This is a genomic window from Serratia sp. NCCP-200 (assembly GCF_059697885.1).
This window is the reverse complement of sequence record NZ_BAAKUJ010000003.1, coordinates 835,237-853,491: the sequence shown is the minus strand read 5'-3', so window position 1 is coordinate 853,491 and position 18,255 is coordinate 835,237. Positions and strand designations below refer to the sequence as shown.

Below are 18,255 nucleotides of genomic sequence, written 5' to 3'. Positions count from 1 at the left end.
GGCGAGGATGCAGCATTCCTATGAGTTAAAACGGCCAGCTAACTCTCGTTACTGGCCGTTTTCTATTATGCATATCAATCACGCGGTCTGCTTATGAAACAGTTCCCTGAACACCGGATAGATATCATCCGGCTCGCGAATATGCTGCATGGCAAAGTTTTCAAACGTCGCCTGCAGATGTTCATATTCACGCCACAGCGTCTGGTGAGCACGGCGGGTAATTTCGATATAGCTGTAGTAACGCACCATCGGCAGAATGTTTTTTGCCAACAGTTCATGGCACAGTGGCGAATCATCAGCCCAGTTATCCCCGTCCGAAGCCTGAGCGGCATAGATATTCCACTGTGCAGGATCGTAACGCTCCTCGACCACTTCGTTCATCAGCTTGAGGGCGCTGGAAACGATGGTGCCGCCGGTTTCCTGTGAGTAGAAGAACTCCTGCTCATCCACTTCTTTAGCCTGGGTATGGTGACGAATATAGACCACCTCAACGTTCTTATAGGTTCGGCTGAGGAACAGATACAGCAGAATATAAAAGCGCTTGGCCATGTCTTTGGTTGCCTGATCCATCGAGCCTGATACGTCCATCAGGCAGAACATGACCGCCTGGCTGGAGGGTTCAGGCCGACGTTCGTAGTTCTTGTAGCGCAGGTCGAAGGTGTCGATAAACGGCACGCTGTCGATTTTTTTGCGCAACTCGGCAATCTCCTTACGCATGCGCTCTTCTTCCAGCAGTTGCACCGGTTCGGTGTTTTCCAACTGGGCAAGGCTGTCTTCAAGCTCATGCAGAGCACGTCGCTTACCGGCGGTCATGGCGGTTCGACGCGCCAGCGAGTTTTGCAGCGAACGCACCACGCTGATATTGGCCGGTACGCCGTTGGCGGTGTAGCCTGCACGGTGGGTTTTGTATTCGGTCAGCTGTTTGTACTGATTTTTCTTCAGGTTGGGCAGCGCCAGATCCTCGAACAACAGGTCGAGATACTCATCTTTGGAGATCTGGAAGACAAATTCATCCTGGCCATCCCCATCCTGGCTGGCATTGCCCTGGCCGCCACCACCACCGCCGCCGCCTTGTGGGCGTTCAACGCGGTCATTTTGTACGAAGTGATCGTTACCGGGATGAACGCGATGGCGTTTACCGCCGCGCCCTTGATGGAACATTGGCTCGTTGATATCGCCACCGGGGATCGATACCGATTCCCCGCTGTCCACGTCGGTAACCGAACGCTTGTTGATGGCTTCGGCAATCGACTGTTTGATTTGCGACTTATAGCGACGCAAGAAGCGCTGGCGGTTCACCATGCTCTTGTTTTTGCCATTCAGCCGTCGGTCAATGAAATACGCCATACATCCCCCAAACAACGTTGCCAACTTTCTCTACCTTGGGTGTTTCAGGCTGTAGCCGTTAGGCTACAACCCGAAATCCTCAGGTATAGGCTATCTATGACGTCAGCGGTCGTCGGTTTATGAAGATTTTCTCACCCGCAGATACCATTCGCACAGTAGGCGAACCTGCTTGCGGGTGTAGCCTTTCTCCATCATCCGGTCGACGAAGTCATCGTGTTTTTTCTGCTCATCCGTTGAGGTTTTAGCATTAAAGGAAATGACTGGCAGCAGCTCTTCGGTGTTTGAGAACATTTTCTTCTCGATGACCGTACGCAGCTTCTCGTAACTGGTCCAGTTCGGGTTCCGACCGCTGTTATTGGCACGGGCACGCAGGACAAAGTTGACGATTTCGTTGCGGAAATCTTTCGGGTTGCTGATACCCGCTGGCTTCTCGATTTTCTCCAGTTCAGCGTTCAAGGACTCACGGTCAAACAGCTGGCCGGTATCCGGATCACGGTACTCCTGATCCTGGATCCAGAAGTCTGCATAGGTCACGTAGCGGTCAAAAATGTTCTGACCGTATTCGGAGTACGATTCCAGATAGGCGGTCTGGATCTCTTTGCCGATAAACTCGGCGTATTTCGGGATCAGGTAGCCTTTCAGGTGCTCCAGGTATTTCTCCGCCAGATCCTGCGGGAACTGCTCACGCTCGATCTGCTGTTCCAGGATATAGAACAGGTGTACCGGGTTAGCCGCGACTTCGGCATGGTCAAAGTTGAACACCCGAGACAGAATTTTGAAGGCGAAACGGGTCGAGAGGCCGTTCATACCTTCATCCACCCCGGCATAGTCACGATACTCCTGATACGACTTGGCCTTCGGATCGGTGTCTTTCAGGCTTTCACCATCGTAGACACGCATCTTCGAATAGATGCTGGAGTTGTCTGGCTCTTTCATACGCGACAGTACGGTAAAGCGAGCCAGCGTTTCCAACGTGCCAGGGGCGCAAGGCGCGTGGGTCAGTTCGCTGTTATCGAGCAGTTTGTCGTAGATTTTAATCTCTTCCGACACCCGCAGGCAGTAAGGCACCTTGACGATGTAAACACGGTCGAGGAAGGCCTCGTTATTTTTGTTGTTGCGGAAGGTCACCCATTCCGATTCGTTAGAGTGCGCCAAGATAATCCCGCTGAACGGCAGGGCAGAGATCCCCTCGGTACCGTTGTAGTTACCTTCCTGGGTGGCGGTCAACAGAGGATGTAGCACCTTGATCGGCGCTTTGAACATCTCCACAAACTCCATGATCCCTTGGTTGGCGCGGCACAGTGCGCCGGAGTAGCCATAGGCATCCGGATCGTTCTGCGCGTGATTTTCCAACTTACGGATATCCACTTTACCGACCAACGCAGAAATATCCTGGTTGTTCTCATCGCCCGGTTCGGTTTTGGCGATGGCAATTTGTTCAAGTATTGAAGGACGAACCTTCACCACTTTGAATTTGGTGATGTCCCCGCCGAACTCATGCAGGCGTTTAGCGGCCCACGGCGACATTATGGTGCCAAGATAGCGCGTCGGGATGTTGTATTCTTTTTCCAGAATAGTGGCATCCTCCTGCGGGTTGAACAGGCACAGCGGATGGTCATTGACCGGGCTGCGCTCGCCGTTGGCGCTCAGGGTGTAAATCGGCACGCGCTGCATCAAGGCTTTCAGCCGTTCTGCCAGCGAGGATTTACCGCCACCCACCGGGCCCAACAGATAAAGGATTTGTTTCTTCTCTTCGAGGCCCTGGGCAGCGTGTTTCAGGTAAGAAACTATCTGTTCGATAGCTTCTTCCATGCCGTAGAACTCCTCGAATGCCGGATAGCGTGCGATCACGCGGTTGGAGAACAGGCGAGACATACGCGACTCAAGCGCGGTATCGACCATCACTGGTTCACCGATAGCCATGAGTAGACGTTCTGCCGCATTGGCATAGGCACTGCGATCTTGCCGGCAGATGGAAAGAAATTCCTGCAGTGTGAACTCTTCGTCCTTGGCAGCTTCGTAGCGCTGGCGATAGTGGTCAAATATGTTCATGGCGATGCCCGTCCTTTCGTTATTAGCACAGGTTAAAAAAGGAGCTGGTGTTGGTATTCTGGCTCCCGAAAGCGTGAAGCTATGACTGAGTACAGCAACCCGTATGCCAACTTGGTGCGCTTATTCTCGCGAGTTGCGCTGTATTGCCACTGGGCTCAGCCTAAATTCACCTTCTGATTTTAAGCTTAGTTGCATACTGGAAAATTTCCTGCAAGAGAAAGGGTCTTTTTTAAGTCATTTCAATGACTCAGTTAGGGCGGGGGGCGGCAAATGCCTTGTCTGGCGCGGGTTGCGGCAAAAAACGTCATCTTTTTGCCATCAATAATTCATCTTTGGGTTCTAAGTTATTCGATCTTGGTTGTTTTCTATTGTAAAGATCCGGCAGGCTGGTCGGTTTTCACATAAACTATAGTCGTTAATTACATCTTGTTATCTATGGAAAAAGCCAGTGAAGATATCTAAACTCAAAACGCTAGCAATTATCGCTTCCGCAATGGTTTGTGCGCACAGTGCTCAGGCAGGAAGCTGGTCACTCGGTGCTTCAGCGCTGGTTAGCCCAGATCCTTATCGTGGTTATCAGGATCGTGTCTATCCCGTTCCTATTATCAATTACGATGGCGATGATTTTTACTTCCATACGCTGTTGGCTGGTTACAACCTGTGGAAAGATCAGCAAAATCAGCTGAGCCTGATCGCCTATTACTCACCGTTGCACTATAAGCCAGGCGACAGTGACGACGACCGCATGAAGCAGTTGGACAAGCGCCGTAGCACAATGATGGCCGGTGTGGCCTTTACACACAGGGCCGAGTGGGGGTCGATCCGTACGGCCTTCTCTGGCGATATGCTGGACAACAGTAACGGCCTGGTGGGCGATATTGCCTATCTCTATAAGTTCCAGGTGGACTCCTGGAGCTTTGCTCCTGGCATCGGGGTAAACTGGAACAGCTCAAACCAGAACCAATATTACTATGGTATCAATGGTGATGAGTCCCGCCGTAGTACCTTCAACACCTATAAGCCGAGCGATAGCTGGTCGCCATACGTCGAATTGACCACCAACTATAATATCAACGCTAACTGGAATGCTTTCTTCTCGGGCCGTTATTTGCGCCTGGACAGCGAGGTTAAAAACAGCCCAATGGTGGATAAATCTTATACCGGCATGCTGTGGACGGGTGTGACTTACACCTTCTAAGCGTACGGCGCATTATCTTGGTGCAGTGAGTGCATTGAAAAGGGGCGGAAACGCTCCTTTTGCACATCTATAGTGCGGTGGGTGACCAGGAAAAGGGGCGAAATGATTCGCCCCAGTTTGATCAGCTATTTTTAATGCTGCGGATTTTCATCGCCAAGCGGGCAGGTTGCTCCCCAGAGGCGATCAGTGGCTTGCTTACGCGCCCGGTTTCAACACACACCATGGTTTTGTAACCGTCGTTTGGCATGTCGGCCATGCTGCAGGAAAGCTCGACGCCTGGGTTCCAGGCGATCACATCACTCATATAGTGATGATTGACCTCGATGGTCCGTTGCAATACCGGGTCCTTGATCAGGCTGCAAGGCGTGGCCTGGGTGTAGACGCGATCGGTTTGCCCGGTAAACTCCAGCTCGCCAACCTGACGAGCCTCGATCCCCTTCGCCACCTTATCGATATAATGCTCGCCCAAACCTGCAACTTTCACCTTGTCGATGTCGCCGATCTGGAAATAGCTGTGCAGAGCGGCGGTAGCCTGGTAGTCACCGTGTGATTCCAGCTCCATCTCGCACTCTTCACCCAGCTTGAAGCGGGCGATCAGGGTGAAAGCATGTGGCCACAATTTACGGGTTTGTTCGTTGTCTTGCAGCGTGAAGGTCAGGATCACGCCGTTTTCATCTTCATCGTGCGCAGTAAGCTGCCACGGCTGATTACGGGCAAAGCCGTGGGATGGGCTACCTGCCGGGCCAAACCAAGGCCAGCAGATCGGTACGCCGCCGCGGATCGCCACGCCGCTTTTGAATGGCGTATTGTTGCTCAGCCAAAGCACCGGTTTATCACCGCTTGGCTGCCAGGCCAGCAGATGAGCCCCTTGCAGAGTAATGGCCGCACGGACTTTCGGGTGAGAAACCACCACCACGGGCAGTTCGTCCAGTTGGCGTTGGCTGATAAAAGGGGTGATTTGTTCGCTAACGGGTAGGGTGAAGATTTTTTCGTTCATGTTGTTGCCTTCTTTTCGCCGCAAAAACAAATAAAAAGGGCGACACTAGTGTCGCCCTCTATAATCAACTGCGCAACAAGCCATTACTTGGAGATGTGAGCGATCAGGTCCAGTACTTTGTTTGAGTAGCCAGTTTCGTTATCGTACCAAGAAACCAGTTTCACAAAGGTGTCGCTCAGCGCGATACCGGCTTTAGCATCGAATACAGAAGTCAGTTTCTCGCCGTTGAAATCGGTAGAAACCACTTCGTCTTCGGTGTAGCCCAGCACGCCTTTCAGCTCGCCTTCTGAAGCGGCTTTGATAGCAGCACAGATTTCTTTGTAAGAAGCTGGTTTTGCCAGACGGGCAGTCAGGTCAACCACAGACACGTTCGGAGTAGGAACGCGGAACGCCATACCGGTCAGTTTGCCGTTCAGTTCTGGGATGACTTTACCTACAGCTTTAGCAGCACCGGTAGAAGAAGGGATGATGTTCTGGGATGCGCCGCGGCCGCCGCGCCAGTCTTTGTGAGACGGGCCATCAACGGTTTTCTGAGTTGCGGTAGTCGCATGCACGGTGGTCATCAGAGCTTCAACGATGCCGAACTTGTCGTTGATTACTTTAGCCAGTGGTGCCAGGCAGTTGGTGGTACAAGAAGCGTTGGAAACGATTTCTTGGCCAGCGTAAGACTTGTGGTTCACGCCCATAACGAACATAGGGGTATCATCTTTAGATGGGCCAGTCAGAACAACTTTCTTAGCACCTGCAGCGATGTGTTTACGTGCAGTTTCGTCAGTCAGGAACAGGCCAGTTGCTTCAGCAACGACGTCAACGTTGACTTCGTTCCACTTCAGGTTAGCCGGATCTCTTTCTGAGGTACAACGGATGGTTTTGCCGTTAACAACCAGGTGGCCGTCTTTAACTTCTACAGTACCGTCGAAACGGCCGTGAGTAGAGTCATACTTCAGCATGTAAGCCATGTACTCTGCGTCTAACAGGTCGTTGATTGCAACGATTTCGATGTCAGAACGTTCCTGAGCAGCACGGAAAACAATGCGACCGATACGGCCAAAACCGTTGATACCTACTTTGATAGTCATATATTCCACCAGCTATTTGTTAGTGAATAAAAGGTTGGTTGTAAAATTACAAAAACCTTACCGAGCGTCAAGCGGAATCGTGTCAATTCTTGCTGCAAGTCAAACCAGAGGCCCGGTTTTGCACACAAATCGCACATTCCATTTACGTTTGTCCTCCCATCGATATGGGGGCAAACCGCCAAGTATAAAGTCAGCACGTGCAAGATATGTGATCGAAGTCACATATGGCGGCAGCGTAACCTTTATGCCGTACAGTTTAGGCTAAAAAGGCCTGCAGCGTTGTTAATTTTTTGTTATTATTACTCATTGTTTTCGTTGACATTATCCACATTGCGGGAATAGCACAAATGGCTAAAGAGACAACCCCTAAGACACCGCTCACGGAACTGAATGAAATCCAACGTTATGTGACACAAGAGCGTGGCACCGAAGCCCCCTATAGCGGTAAATTACTGCATAACCAGCGTGAGGGCGTGTACCACTGCCTGTGCTGTAACGCGCCGCTGTTCTTCTCCGCCAGCAAGTTTGATTCTGGCTGCGGCTGGCCCAGCTTCTATCAGCCCGTTTCGGACGATGCTATTCGTTATCTTGATGATAATTCACATAATATGCATCGAGTCGAGATCCGCTGTGGTAACTGCGACGCGCATTTGGGGCACGTATTCCCCGATGGTCCGCAGCCGACTGGCGAACGCTACTGTGTCAACTCCGCGTCACTGAATTTCACCGACGACGAGAATGGCGAGCAGACGGCAGGTTAAGCTGTAACTAAACCAACAAAATCGATTCAGCTAATTATTCATCCCCGGGTGAGGACATGCTCTGATGGAAGTAAAAGATCTGATTGCGGCCATGACGCCGGAAATCTACCAGCGGCTGGTGCTGGCTGTGGAACTGGGCAAATGGCCTGATGGTGTGGCACTGACGCCAGAGCAGAAAGAACACAGCTTGCAGGCGGTGATGCTGTGGCAGTCGATGAACAATGCGGACCCGCAACATATGAGCATTGGCACCGACGGGCAAATCGTGATGAAAAGCAAACAGGAGCTGAAGCAGCAGTTTATGGCCGAGCCGTTGGCCAAGCTGAAGCCGCAGTAATCTGTTGCTGGCAGGGCGATGTTGCTATCGCCCTGAAGGTTTTACTGCTTCTGCGGGCTCAAGCCTAAGCTTTCGGCTAACTGGTGGGCCAGGCGGTTGTTATCGTCCGCGCCATACTCCCAGAACATCGCTCCTCCCAATCCTTTGCTCTTGATGTACTCGGCCTTGATGGCTACCGAGCGCGGGTTTTCATAGCTTATCGCGAACAGCGGTTTGCCTGCGGATGACTTCATCATCAGATAGGGCACCTTAGCCTCGCTATCCCAATGCGCGGTGAAGCGCCGTTGTGGGTCTTTCAGCATCTTGTTCACGATATCGTTGTACTTGATGTAACTGTCTTTATCCAAATCCACGCCCAGCGACTTGAAGACGTCTTTTTCACGTGTGGTGAAATAGGGCTGGGTGACGGGATGCTTGGCCGCATTTGCCACATCCCAATCAATACCCGACTCGGTGGCGCGTTTAGGTACCCGGCCATAGAAACCGATCCCCAGATTGAGCTGAGTTGGCTTCAGCCCGGCGGCCAGATAGTTGTTGACCACAAAGTCGGCGCTGTACTTGTCGGCGGCGGCCACGGTTGGCCATTGTTTGGAGTCATAGAGATTGGAATTGAAATACTGGGTACCGTACGCCATGTCGTAGGTCATCAGATTGATGTAGTTCAGATAGGGCGCGATAGCCTTAACGTCTACCCATTCCTGCGGACTTTTGACATTGGCCCCGACGGCGATGGTCAGCAGTTTTTCTTTACCCAACGCCTGATGCAGTTCGCTCAGTAGGGCGGTGAAATTGGCTCTGTCAGTGGGTTGGCTTTCCACCAATCCCCAGGCACCGTTAACCGGGTATTCCCAATCCAGATCGATACCATCTAGCTGATACTTGGCAATCACCTCCTGCACCGAACGAATAAACACCGCCCGGCTTTCCGGTGTGGCTGCCGCGCCGGAGAACCCACGAGCTCCCCATCCGCCAACGGACAGCAAAACCTTCAGCGCCGGATTTTGCTGGCGCAATACGGGTAATAGCTTTAAGTCTGCTTCGACTTTAGGGGAGAGATAGATTTGGTGTAGGCGGGAGGGATCTTTCAGTGCCGGGTTGGTTTCCTCTTTTTCAGCGTTATAAATCAGGCCAAAAGAGTAGTTGAGGTGGGTGATCTGGCTGACGTCAAGCTGGTTGATATCACCGCCCGGCCCGGCGGTTACGTCGCCACCGCCGTTGAAGTAGCCGACAGAGAGATAAGGTGCCGCGTGAGCCATGCCCACGCCAGCCACACCGAGTTGCACCGCTACCAGCAAGGGTAGCAGTTTACGGGTTAAAGCCATGTTGTCTCCTTTGGTCAGCAAGGCCGACCTGAACCGCCTGGGGCGGTATCAATAAAGCCGGGCTCGGTAGGCCCCGGATGCGTATAACTTATTGATGCCTATGCATCAGATGCCATAACAGCAAAAGAGACGGGAGGGGACAAGATGAGCGCGCAGAAGAATGGTGAGAATGTGAGCAGCGTCGAAAATAAGGCGGTTGGCAGAGGATATGGGGCGCTGAGGTCAAGCAGCCCCAAAAACCGTTAGCGTTGAGTAAACTGTGACAGTGTAACTAACTGTGCGCCAGCCGACTGCATTTCTGCCAACGCCTGCTCGCTGTCATCGGGGCTTAAATTGACGCCGCGGCAGCCATCGATGATGACCTGGGTCTGATAACCTAAACGCAAGGCATCTAACACGCTGAACTTGACGCAATAATCGGTGGCCAGCCCCATCACGGCGAGATGAGTGATGCCTCGTTCCTTCAGCCAGCCATCGAGCGCCGTTTGTGCCCGGTGGCCATTATCAAAAAAAGCACTATAGCTATCGATATCCGGGTTCTCGCCCTTACGGAATATCGCTGCGATGGGTTGCTTATCAAGCTGAGGATGAAGTTCTGCGCCAGGGGTACCCTGAACGCAGTGCTCCGGCCACCAAACCTGAGGCAGGCCTTCCAGTTCTCCAAGCGTACCAATCTGCGCGTTGGAGTTAATCGCAAAACTGCGATGATCCGCCGGGTGCCAGTCCTGGCTGGCAATCACCGTTTCGTTACGGGCCAGGCTGGCTGCGATAGCCTGATTGGCGACGTCAATGGTGGCATCACCTTCTGCCACGCCTAAGGCGCCGCCGGGGCAAAAGTCGTTTTGTAAATCAATCAGCAACAGAGCAGTTTTCATCAGAGTTCCCACTTCGGATTAGCCCGCAGCGCTTAATTCGCCACGCAGGTCTTGTTGCATCAGGCTGCGGATCTCTTCTGGGGTTAACGGCTGGCTCAACAGGTAATGCAGCTTGGTCAGCGCGGCTTCCACCGTCATATCAAAACCGCTGATGACGCCGGCATGAGCCAGGGCATTACCGGTCGCATAGCCCTCCATATTGACCCGGCCAGAGATGCATTGTGTCAGGTTGACGACTACGATGCCACGCTCGGAGGCATCACGCAATTCATCCACCAGTTCGGCCTTTTGCGGCGCGTTACCGACGCCGTAAGAGCGCAGGATCAAGGCTTTGACCGGTTGCAGCAGGAAGTTACGCACCACGGCACCGGAAATTCCCGGATAAATCGTCACCACGCCGATGGGCTGTGGCGTGATGTTATGCACGATCAATTCCCCGTTGCACACCGGAGAGGCGATGCCGGTCTGGCGACGTATGTGGATACCTGCTTCCAGCAAGGGAGGTAGATTGGGGGAGGCAAAAGCATCAAAGCCGTCGGCATGTGCCTTGGTGGTGCGGTTGCCACGAAACAGCTTGTTGTTGAAAAACAGGCTGACCTCGTTCACCGGGTGATTGGCGGCCAGATAGAGGGCATTCAACAGGTTGGTTTGGCCGTCGGAGCGCAATTCTGCCAGCGGGATTTGCGACCCGGTGACGATCACCGGCTTATCCAGGTTCTCCAGCATGAAAGACAGGGCTGAAGCGGTAAACGCCATGGTGTCAGTGCCGTGCAGAATAACGAAGCCGTCATAGCGAGAGTAATTCTGTTTGATGTCGTCGGCGATATGCTGCCAGTCTTCGGGGGTCATATCCGAAGAGTCGATCAACGGGGCATATTCATGAATGGTGAAATCCGGCATCTCTGGGCGATGGAACTCGGGCATCAGTGCCAACTGGCGCTGTAGGTGGCCGGAAACCGGGATGTATCCCTGTTCTGAACGCTGCATACCGATAGTGCCGCCGGTATAGGCGACGTAAATGGATTTCTTTTGCATGGCTTCGATCTTGTGGCTGTCAGATAGGCTGAATTATAGGGAGATAGCAGGAGAAAAAAAGCCCGGCGGGTGCCGGGCTAGAGATTTATTTGTTAACGGACCTCTCCGCAAGTCAGGCATATGGCATAACGATGCTGCGGATCGTTCAGGTTATTAAACAGGCCAGGCTGTTCTTTCACCGCCAGCGCAACCGATGCCAACGGGGCTGGCAGCATTGACTGGATCGCCTCAGGCAGCATGGCGTGGATAGAAACGCCAAACTGGCTGAGCAGCATATCCGTCATACTAGGAGCATCGATAAACCAGTTGAGTTGCCACTGTGGCAGCTTGGCCAGCTCTGCCGCTTTCTTCACGGCGTCGTCAAAGTCGCCCAGTTGGTCGATCAGGCCATTTTTCTTGGCGTCGCTACCGATCCAGACGTGACCTTGAGCAATTTGATCGACCTGCTCTGGCGTCATCTTCCGGGCGGTTGCCACCAGGTCGATGAAGTTTTTATAACCGTTCTCGATGTTCAACTGCATCATCTGTGAGAATTCTGGCGGCAGTGCTTTGGTCACGGCCAGGTCGGCCAGTGGTGACGTCGCGACGCCGTCGGTATGTACCCCAACGCTGTCCAAGGTGTTCTCATAGGTGTTGATCACACCGAAGATACCGATGGATCCGGTGAGGGTGCTCGGGCTGGCAATGATGTAATCTGCCGGGGTCGACACCCAGTAACCGCCAGACGCGGCCATTCCACCCATGGAAACCACTACTGGTTTACCTGCGGCGCGAACCGCTGCCAACTCGGAACGGATCACTTCTGAAGCGCTGACGCTACCTCCAGGGCTATTGACGCGTAGGATAACGGCTTTGATTTTCGGATCCAGACGCGCCTGACGCAGTTGTGAGGCCGTGGTGTCGCCACCGACCGATCCTGGCGTCTGCGGGCCATCCATGATCGCGCCATTGACAAAGATGACGGCGATCTCACCGCCCTGATCCGGTGACGGCTGCGGCTGGTAATCGTAGATGCTGACCGCATTGAAATTATTGCTCTGCTTGTCCCAACCGAAGGTTTTCACCAACTGTGTTTCTATCGCAGTGCGAGAGGCCAGTTCATCGACCAGTTTGCTGTTCAGGGCGAACTGCGCGGTGTCGCCACCCGTCGCCTTTAAACCACTGAGAATATCTGCTGCGCCTGGGAACAACTGATCTGGCGTAAGTTGACGGTTAGCCGCCACCGTATCCAGATAGTTTTGCCACAGCCCGCCAACCCAGCGGCTATCGGCTTCCCGCGCAGCCGGTGACATATCATCACGGATCAGCGGTTCTACGGCCGATTTATAGGTGCCCACGCGGAAAATATTGGTGGTGACCTTCAGCTTCTCCAACAGGGATTTGTAATAAAGGTTGTTGGTGGCGAAACCATGCAGATCGACGGCACCCTGAGGTGACAGGTAGATCTTGTTGGCGTAGCTGGCCAGATAGTATTGCGTTTGGTTATAACTGTCGCCGATGGCAAAGATCGGTTTACCACTGTCGCGGAACTCACGTAGTGCCTTGCCGATGTATTGCAGGGAAGGCTGATCCGCCCCGGCAAAATCATTCAGCTGCAACACCATACCGGTGATGTTTTTATCCTCTTTGGCCTTGCGAATGGTATCCACCACGTCAAACAGTGAGTTTTCCTGCAGACGGTTGCTGGAGGCGCCCAACAGTTCGCGTCCCCACTGACGAACACGGTTGTTTACCGAAGGTTGATCGACCACCACGCCGCTGAGATCGACCAGCAGTGCGCCATGCGGTGTTACTGCCGAAGAATTGCCTTGGAGTGAAAGATAAATACCGACCCCGACCAGGATCAAGAAAATCAGGAACAAGTTCAGGATAAGTTCCCTGACGAAATTCAGCAGACGCCATGTCCATCTGAAAATACCAGCAATAATTCGCCCCAATGTGCGCATGTGCTCTCCAACAAGAGTCTAGAATGTTCCGCTATCCTAATGAGCGGCCGAAGAAATGTCAGCTTTAAATCATCTGCCATTTATCCCCCTGCAGCCTGAGTGGCAACGGGTATAGACAGTATTACAGAGGCTGTAACTCTATGTAGAGCTATGTTAACGTGATTTAAACGAAAATTGTTATCAGGAGTTAATGATGGATGCTCTGGATCTTTTACTCAATCGCCGTTCTGCGTCACGCCTGACCGCACCGGCACCCGCAGGTGAAGTGCGTCAGAATATCATCAACGCCGGGCTGCGCGCGCCGGATCACGGTACGTTACAGCCGTGGCGTTTTATCCTGATCGAGGATCAGGGTCTGCAACGTTTCAGTGAATTGCTGCAAGCCGCCGCCAGACAAGATGAACTGGATGAGAGTGCGGTAGAAAAGGCCAAACAGGCACCTTTTCGTGCGCCATTGATTATCACGGTGGTTGCTCATTGCAGTGAAAATCCGAAAGTGCCGCGCTGGGAGCAGGTCGTCTCTGCCGGTTGCGCGGTGCAGGCGATGCAAATGGCGGCTTTGGCGCAGGGCTTTAATGGCATCTGGCGCAGCGGTGCCTGGACAGAGAATCCGTTGGTGCGCGAAGCCTTCGCCTGCCGCGAGCAGGACGAGATCGTCGGTTTCCTCTATCTAGGCACGCCGCAGTTAAAAGGTGCTACTAAAGTGGTCGCTCCGGACAGTACGCCTTTCGTCCGCTACTTCTGATCCGCCATGCGGGAGCTCGCCGAGAATGCGCGATAACCCGCAGTTTTGTACTGTTTCTGAGCAGGTCGCACGCATAATGCCAACCTGCTCTTATCAATCCCCTCGGCAAGCGCTACCCTATATCCCATTGTGATATCCTTACGTTCGTTTGTTACCCAGAGGGAGTGGACTATGACATCGCCGGCCATTCGTTTGACCCAGTACAGCCACGGCGCTGGCTGCGGCTGTAAAATCTCACCCAAAGTGCTTGAAACGATACTGCACAGCGAGCAGGAAAAGTTTATCGATCCCCATCTGCTGGTGGGTAATGAAACGCGTGATGATGCCGCAGTGTATGACATCGGTAACGGCGTGGGCATTATCAGCACCACTGATTTCTTTATGCCGATCGTCGACGATCCGTTTGATTTTGGCCGTATTGCGGCAGCCAACGCCATCAGCGACGTGTATGCGATGGGCGGTAAACCGATCATGGCCATCGCTATTCTTGGCTGGCCGATTGCCAAGCTGCCCGCAGAGGTTGCCCAACAGGTGATCGACGGTGGCCGCTATGCTTGCCAGCAGGCGGGGATTGCATTGGCGGGTGGCCATTCTATTGATGCCCCAGAGCCGATTTTTGGCTTGGCGGTAACCGGCATCGTCAAAACCGAGCTGGTGAAGAAAAACAGTGCGGCGCAGGCAGGCACCAAGCTATTCCTGACCAAACCGCTGGGCATTGGCGTGCTGACCACCGCAGAGAAGAAAAGCAAACTGCTGGCCGAACACCAAGGCTTGGCTACTGAGGTCATGTGCCAGTTGAACAAGCCTGGGGCAGACTTTGCCGAAGTGGCAGGCGTAACGGCGATGACCGATGTTACCGGCTTTGGCCTGCTTGGCCACCTTAGCGAGATGTGCCAGGGTTCCGATCTGCAGGCAACCGTATGGTTCGAATGCGTACCGAAGCTACCGGATGTGGAACGTTATATCAGCGAAGGCTGCGTACCGGGCGGTACCGGGCGTAACTTTGAAAGCTATGGTCATCTGGTTGGCGCCATGAGCGATCTGCAACGTCAATTGCTGTGCGATCCGCAAACCTCCGGCGGTTTGCTGCTGGCAGTATTGCCGGAAGCCGAAGCCGAAGTGCAGGCGATAGCGGCCCGTCATGGCATCACGCTGAACGCGATTGGTGAATTGCAGGCCGCACAGGCGGGTAAACCACTGATCGAGGTTGTCTAGTGTCAACGGTGCAGACTCGACAGGATACGCAAGACTACCAGCGCCTTTTTCTACAGGATGTGCCGCTGATTGACGTGCGCGCGCCGATAGAGTTTACGCAGGGGGCATTCCCCTGTTCAGTTAATCTGCCGTTGATGAGCGACAGTGAACGTCAGGCGGTGGGCACCTGCTACAAGCAGCATGGTCAACAAGCTGCGATCGCTCTTGGGCACAGCCTGGTCAATGGTAAACTGCGTGAGCAGCGCACGCAGGCCTGGATCGAACAGTGTGCCCGGCAGCCAGAAGGTTATATCTACTGTTTCCGCGGTGGTCTACGTTCGCAATTGGTGCAACAGTGGCTGAGAGAGGCTGGTGTTGACTATTCACGCGTGGTAGGCGGCTACAAGGCGCTGCGCAATTTTTTGCTCGGTGCGCTTGAGGCCGCCGCTACGTTGCCTATGCTGATCGTTGGCGGTAACACCGGTTGTGGCAAGACGCTGTTGATTAATGAATTGGCGGCCGGTATCGATCTGGAAGGGATCGCTCATCATCGCGGTTCGTCTTTTGGCCGTACGCTGGTGAAACAGCCCACCCAAATCAATTTTGAGAATCAGCTGGCTACGTGCATGTTGAAGAAACAGCACGGTGGCTGCCGCCATTGGGTGCTGGAGGATGAAAGCCGGATCATCGGTTCGAATAATCTCCCATTAGGGCTGTTCAATGGTATGCAACAGGCTGCCCTGGTGGTGATTGACGATCCGTTTGATGTGAGAGTGGCACGCCTGCAAGATGAGTATATCGACCGGATGCGCATTGCCTTTGAGCAAGCCTATGGCGAGCAAGACGGCTGGCGGCAATATGATGAATATTTGCACCATGGCCTGTTTGCCATCCGCCGCCGCCTGGGGCTGGAACTGTTCCAGCAGTTGACGCTGCGTCTCGAATCGGCGCTGCAGGTACAACGGCTCACAGGCCAAAGCGAAGCGCATCAACAATGGCTGGTGCCGCTGCTGCAACACTATTACGATCCGATGTATCGCTACCAATTAGAGAAGAAAACCCAACGTGTGATCTTTCGCGGTAATTACGCGCAAGTCAGAGAGTTCCTGATGACGTATAGCCAGAATAACGGTGAATAATGCGACTGTTTATAGCCGAAAAACCGAGTTTGGCCCGCGCCATTGCTGATGTCTTACCCAAGCCCCATCGTCGAGGTGACGGCTTTATTGCCTGTGGCAGCAACGATGTGGTGACCTGGTGCGTTGGGCACCTGTTAGAACAGGCCCAGCCGGATGCTTACGACAGCCGTTACGCGCGCTGGTCGTTGGCCGACTTACCGATAATCCCGCAGAAGTGGTTGTTGCAGCCGCGCCCTTCGGTCAGCAAGCAGCTGAACGCGATCAAAAAGCTGCTGGCAGAAGCCGACGAAGTGATCCACGCGGGTGACCCGGATCGGGAAGGGCAGTTGCTGGTGGATGAGGTGCTGGATTATCTGGCATTGACTCAGGAGAAGCGCCAGAACGTGCGGCGTTGCCTGATCAACGATCTTAACCCACAGGCGGTGGAGCGTGCGGTACAGCGTCTGCGTGATAACCGTGACTTTATCCCGCTGTGCGTTTCCGCGTTGGCGCGTGCGCGTGCCGACTGGCTTTACGGCATCAACATGACCCGGGCTTATACGCTGCTTGGGCGTAACGCGGGCTACGACGGCGTGCTGTCGGTTGGGCGGGTACAGACGCCGGTACTGGGGCTGGTGGTGCGGCGCGATGAAGAGATCGAAAACTTCGTTTCGAAAGACTTCTTTGAGGTGAAAGCGCATATCGTCACGCCGAAGGAAGAACGCTTTGTCGCCCTGTGGCAGCCGAGTGAATCTTGTGAGCCTTACCAGGATGAGGAGGGGCGTTTACTGCACCGGCCGTTGGCCGAACACGTGGTTAAACGCATCGAAGGCGCACCTGCGCTGGTCACCTCGTATAATGATAAACGGGAATCAGATACCGCTCCGCTGCCGTTTTCCCTTTCAACGCTGCAGATTGAAGCGTCGAAACGCTTTAACCTCAGCGCCCAGCAGGTGTTGGACGTTTGCCAACGGCTGTATGAAACTCACAAGCTGATCACTTACCCGCGTTCTGACTGCCGTTATCTGCCAGAGGAACACTTTGCAGGGCGTCATGCCGTGTTGAACGCCATCAGCGTACATCAGCCGGATCTCTATCCACAGGAAATAATCGATAGTGAACGCCGTAACCGCTGTTGGGACGATAAAAAGGTTGATGCGCACCACGCGATTATTCCCACGGCGCGTGCCAGCAAGGCCAGCCTGAGCCAGGATGAACAAAACGTTTACAGTTTGGTGGCCCGGCAGTATCTGATGCAGTTTTGCCCGGATGCGATGTTCCGCAAGTGCGTCATCGAGCTGGATATCGCTGGCGGCAAGTTTATCGCCAAGGCACGTTTCCTGGCCGAAGCGGGCTGGCGCACTCTGCTGGGTAGTAAAGAGCGTGATGAGGAAAACGAAGGTGCACCGCTGCCTGTTGTCGCCAAAGACGATGAATTACTGTGCGAGCGTGGCGAAGTGGTAGAACGCCAGACTCAACCGCCACGGCCTTTTACGGATGCCAGCCTGTTGTCGGCCATGACCGGAATTGCGCGTTTTGTGCAGGATAAAGCGCTAAAGAAAATCCTGCGAGCGACCGATGGTTTAGGAACAGAGGCAACGCGCGCAGGCATTATCGAGCTGCTCTTTAAGCGGGCGTTCCTCTACAAGAAAGGGCGCTATATTCACTCCAGCGAAACCGGGCGGGCACTGATCCATTCATTGCCAGACCTGGCGGCACGCCCTGATATGACGGCGCAGTGGGAGTCTACGTTGACGCAAATCAGCGAAAAATCCTGCCGTTATCAGGACTTTATGCAACCGCTGGAGGGCACGCTGCAACAGCTGATCTATCAGGCTAAGCAGAGCCGGGCCAGTATAGCGTTTCGTGGCTTGTCGCCTGCACCGTCAGCCGGGGCGAAAAAGCGTAAAAAAAGTGCCGGAAAGGCACGGGAGAAAAGTGAATGAGCCGCATATCCTTGTTGATCGGTTGTTTGGCATTGTTTTCCACCGGCGTATTGGCCAATCGCGGTAACGTCGATGTCGTCGTGCCGGTGTCTCCTGAAATATGGGGCACCGCACGTACCGCGACAACGCCGCCGCCCTGCAACCGTTGCTGCATTTATCAGAATCAAAACTATTCTGAAGGTGCGCTGCTGAAAGTGGGCGACGAGATGATGCAGTGCGCGCGCGACCCTAACGTCACGGGCACCAATCCATTAATCTGGATCCGCCTCAAGCGGTGATAGCAGCAGAATACGCCCCTCACCC

16 protein-coding genes are annotated in these 18,255 nt (G+C 53.8%); 8 read left to right on the top strand and 8 right to left on the bottom strand.

Features of this window, described 5'->3' with window-relative positions; translation table 11 throughout:
• Positions 1–78: 78 nt before the first annotated feature.
• Both AC6HVW_RS14040 and yeaG read right to left on the bottom strand, forming a co-directional pair.
• Entirely contained in the window at positions 79–1,347 is a 1,269-nt protein-coding gene (locus AC6HVW_RS14040) for a YeaH/YhbH family protein (RefSeq protein ID WP_037375997.1), read from the bottom strand.
• A 117-nt stretch (positions 1,348–1,464) separates the two neighbouring features.
• Positions 1,465–3,399, bottom strand: a complete 1,935-nt coding sequence (gene yeaG, locus AC6HVW_RS14035; protein WP_021806619.1) for a protein kinase YeaG — start codon at positions 3,397–3,399, stop codon at positions 1,465–1,467.
• A gap of 493 nt (positions 3,400–3,892) precedes the next feature.
• Here yeaG and AC6HVW_RS14030 point away from each other — a divergent pair, with 493 nt between their 5' ends.
• Entirely contained in the window at positions 3,893–4,597 is a 705-nt protein-coding gene (locus AC6HVW_RS14030; protein ID WP_071683695.1) for a MipA/OmpV family protein, read from the top strand.
• Positions 4,598–4,718: 121 nt separating this feature from the next.
• Here the strand turns inward: AC6HVW_RS14030 and AC6HVW_RS14025 are convergent, their stop codons facing one another.
• Together AC6HVW_RS14025 and gapA are read right to left on the bottom strand one after the other, a co-directional pair.
• Positions 4,719–5,594, bottom strand: coding sequence for a D-hexose-6-phosphate mutarotase (locus tag AC6HVW_RS14025; RefSeq protein ID WP_071683390.1), 876 nt, complete (start codon positions 5,592–5,594; stop codon positions 4,719–4,721).
• 83 nt (positions 5,595–5,677) lie between these two features.
• The gene (gapA, locus tag AC6HVW_RS14020) at positions 5,678–6,673 is read right to left on the bottom strand and encodes a glyceraldehyde-3-phosphate dehydrogenase (RefSeq protein ID WP_021181204.1); all 996 of its coding nucleotides are present in this window, start codon (positions 6,671–6,673) and stop codon (positions 5,678–5,680) included.
• Positions 6,674–7,020: 347 nt separating this feature from the next.
• Here gapA and msrB point away from each other — a divergent pair, with 347 nt between their 5' ends.
• Both msrB and AC6HVW_RS14010 read left to right on the top strand, forming a co-directional pair.
• Entirely contained in the window at positions 7,021–7,434 is a 414-nt protein-coding gene (msrB, locus tag AC6HVW_RS14015; RefSeq protein ID WP_021181205.1) for a peptide-methionine (R)-S-oxide reductase MsrB, read from the top strand.
• A gap of 64 nt (positions 7,435–7,498) precedes the next feature.
• A complete protein-coding gene (locus AC6HVW_RS14010) occupies positions 7,499–7,771 on the top strand; it encodes a YeaC family protein (RefSeq protein ID WP_021181206.1) in 273 nt (90 codons plus the stop codon).
• Positions 7,772–7,812: 41 nt separating this feature from the next.
• Here the strand turns inward: AC6HVW_RS14010 and chiD are convergent, their stop codons facing one another.
• From chiD to sppA, 4 genes are all read right to left on the bottom strand, one after another.
• Complete coding sequence (gene chiD, locus AC6HVW_RS14005) at positions 7,813–9,093, bottom strand: chitinase ChiD (RefSeq protein ID WP_497569487.1); 1,281 nt, start codon at positions 9,091–9,093, stop codon at positions 7,813–7,815.
• A 242-nt stretch (positions 9,094–9,335) separates the two neighbouring features.
• Complete coding sequence (gene pncA, locus AC6HVW_RS14000; RefSeq protein ID WP_021806615.1) at positions 9,336–9,968, bottom strand: bifunctional nicotinamidase/pyrazinamidase; 633 nt, start codon at positions 9,966–9,968, stop codon at positions 9,336–9,338.
• Between the two features lie 18 nt (positions 9,969–9,986).
• The gene (ansA, locus tag AC6HVW_RS13995; RefSeq protein WP_021806614.1) at positions 9,987–11,003 is read right to left on the bottom strand and encodes an asparaginase; all 1,017 of its coding nucleotides are present in this window, start codon (positions 11,001–11,003) and stop codon (positions 9,987–9,989) included.
• A gap of 92 nt (positions 11,004–11,095) precedes the next feature.
• Positions 11,096–12,949, bottom strand: a complete 1,854-nt coding sequence (gene sppA, locus AC6HVW_RS13990; protein WP_186486208.1) for a signal peptide peptidase SppA — start codon at positions 12,947–12,949, stop codon at positions 11,096–11,098.
• A 193-nt stretch (positions 12,950–13,142) separates the two neighbouring features.
• On the opposite strand from sppA, the gene AC6HVW_RS13985 reads away from it, so the two are divergent.
• From AC6HVW_RS13985 to AC6HVW_RS13965, 5 genes are all read left to right on the top strand, one after another.
• Positions 13,143–13,694 carry an NAD(P)H nitroreductase gene (locus AC6HVW_RS13985; protein WP_071683393.1) on the top strand — a complete coding sequence of 184 codons (552 nt, stop codon included), beginning with the start codon at positions 13,143–13,145 and terminating at the stop codon, positions 13,692–13,694.
• A 171-nt stretch (positions 13,695–13,865) separates the two neighbouring features.
• Complete coding sequence (selD, locus tag AC6HVW_RS13980) at positions 13,866–14,909, top strand: selenide, water dikinase SelD (RefSeq protein ID WP_021806611.1); 1,044 nt, start codon at positions 13,866–13,868, stop codon at positions 14,907–14,909.
• Positions 14,909–16,027: a tRNA 2-selenouridine(34) synthase MnmH gene (gene mnmH / locus AC6HVW_RS13975; RefSeq protein ID WP_071683394.1), complete on the top strand. Its 1,119-nt coding sequence runs from the start codon at positions 14,909–14,911 to the stop codon at positions 16,025–16,027. Before selD ends, mnmH begins: the two co-directional genes overlap by 1 nt.
• Positions 16,027–17,952, top strand: a complete 1,926-nt coding sequence (locus AC6HVW_RS13970; protein WP_021806609.1) for a DNA topoisomerase III — start codon at positions 16,027–16,029, stop codon at positions 17,950–17,952. Before mnmH ends, AC6HVW_RS13970 begins: the two co-directional genes overlap by 1 nt.
• Entirely contained in the window at positions 17,949–18,230 is a 282-nt protein-coding gene (locus tag AC6HVW_RS13965) for a DUF1496 domain-containing protein (RefSeq protein ID WP_186486207.1), read from the top strand. Before AC6HVW_RS13970 ends, AC6HVW_RS13965 begins: the two co-directional genes overlap by 4 nt.
• The last annotated feature ends 25 nt before the right edge of the window (positions 18,231–18,255 follow it).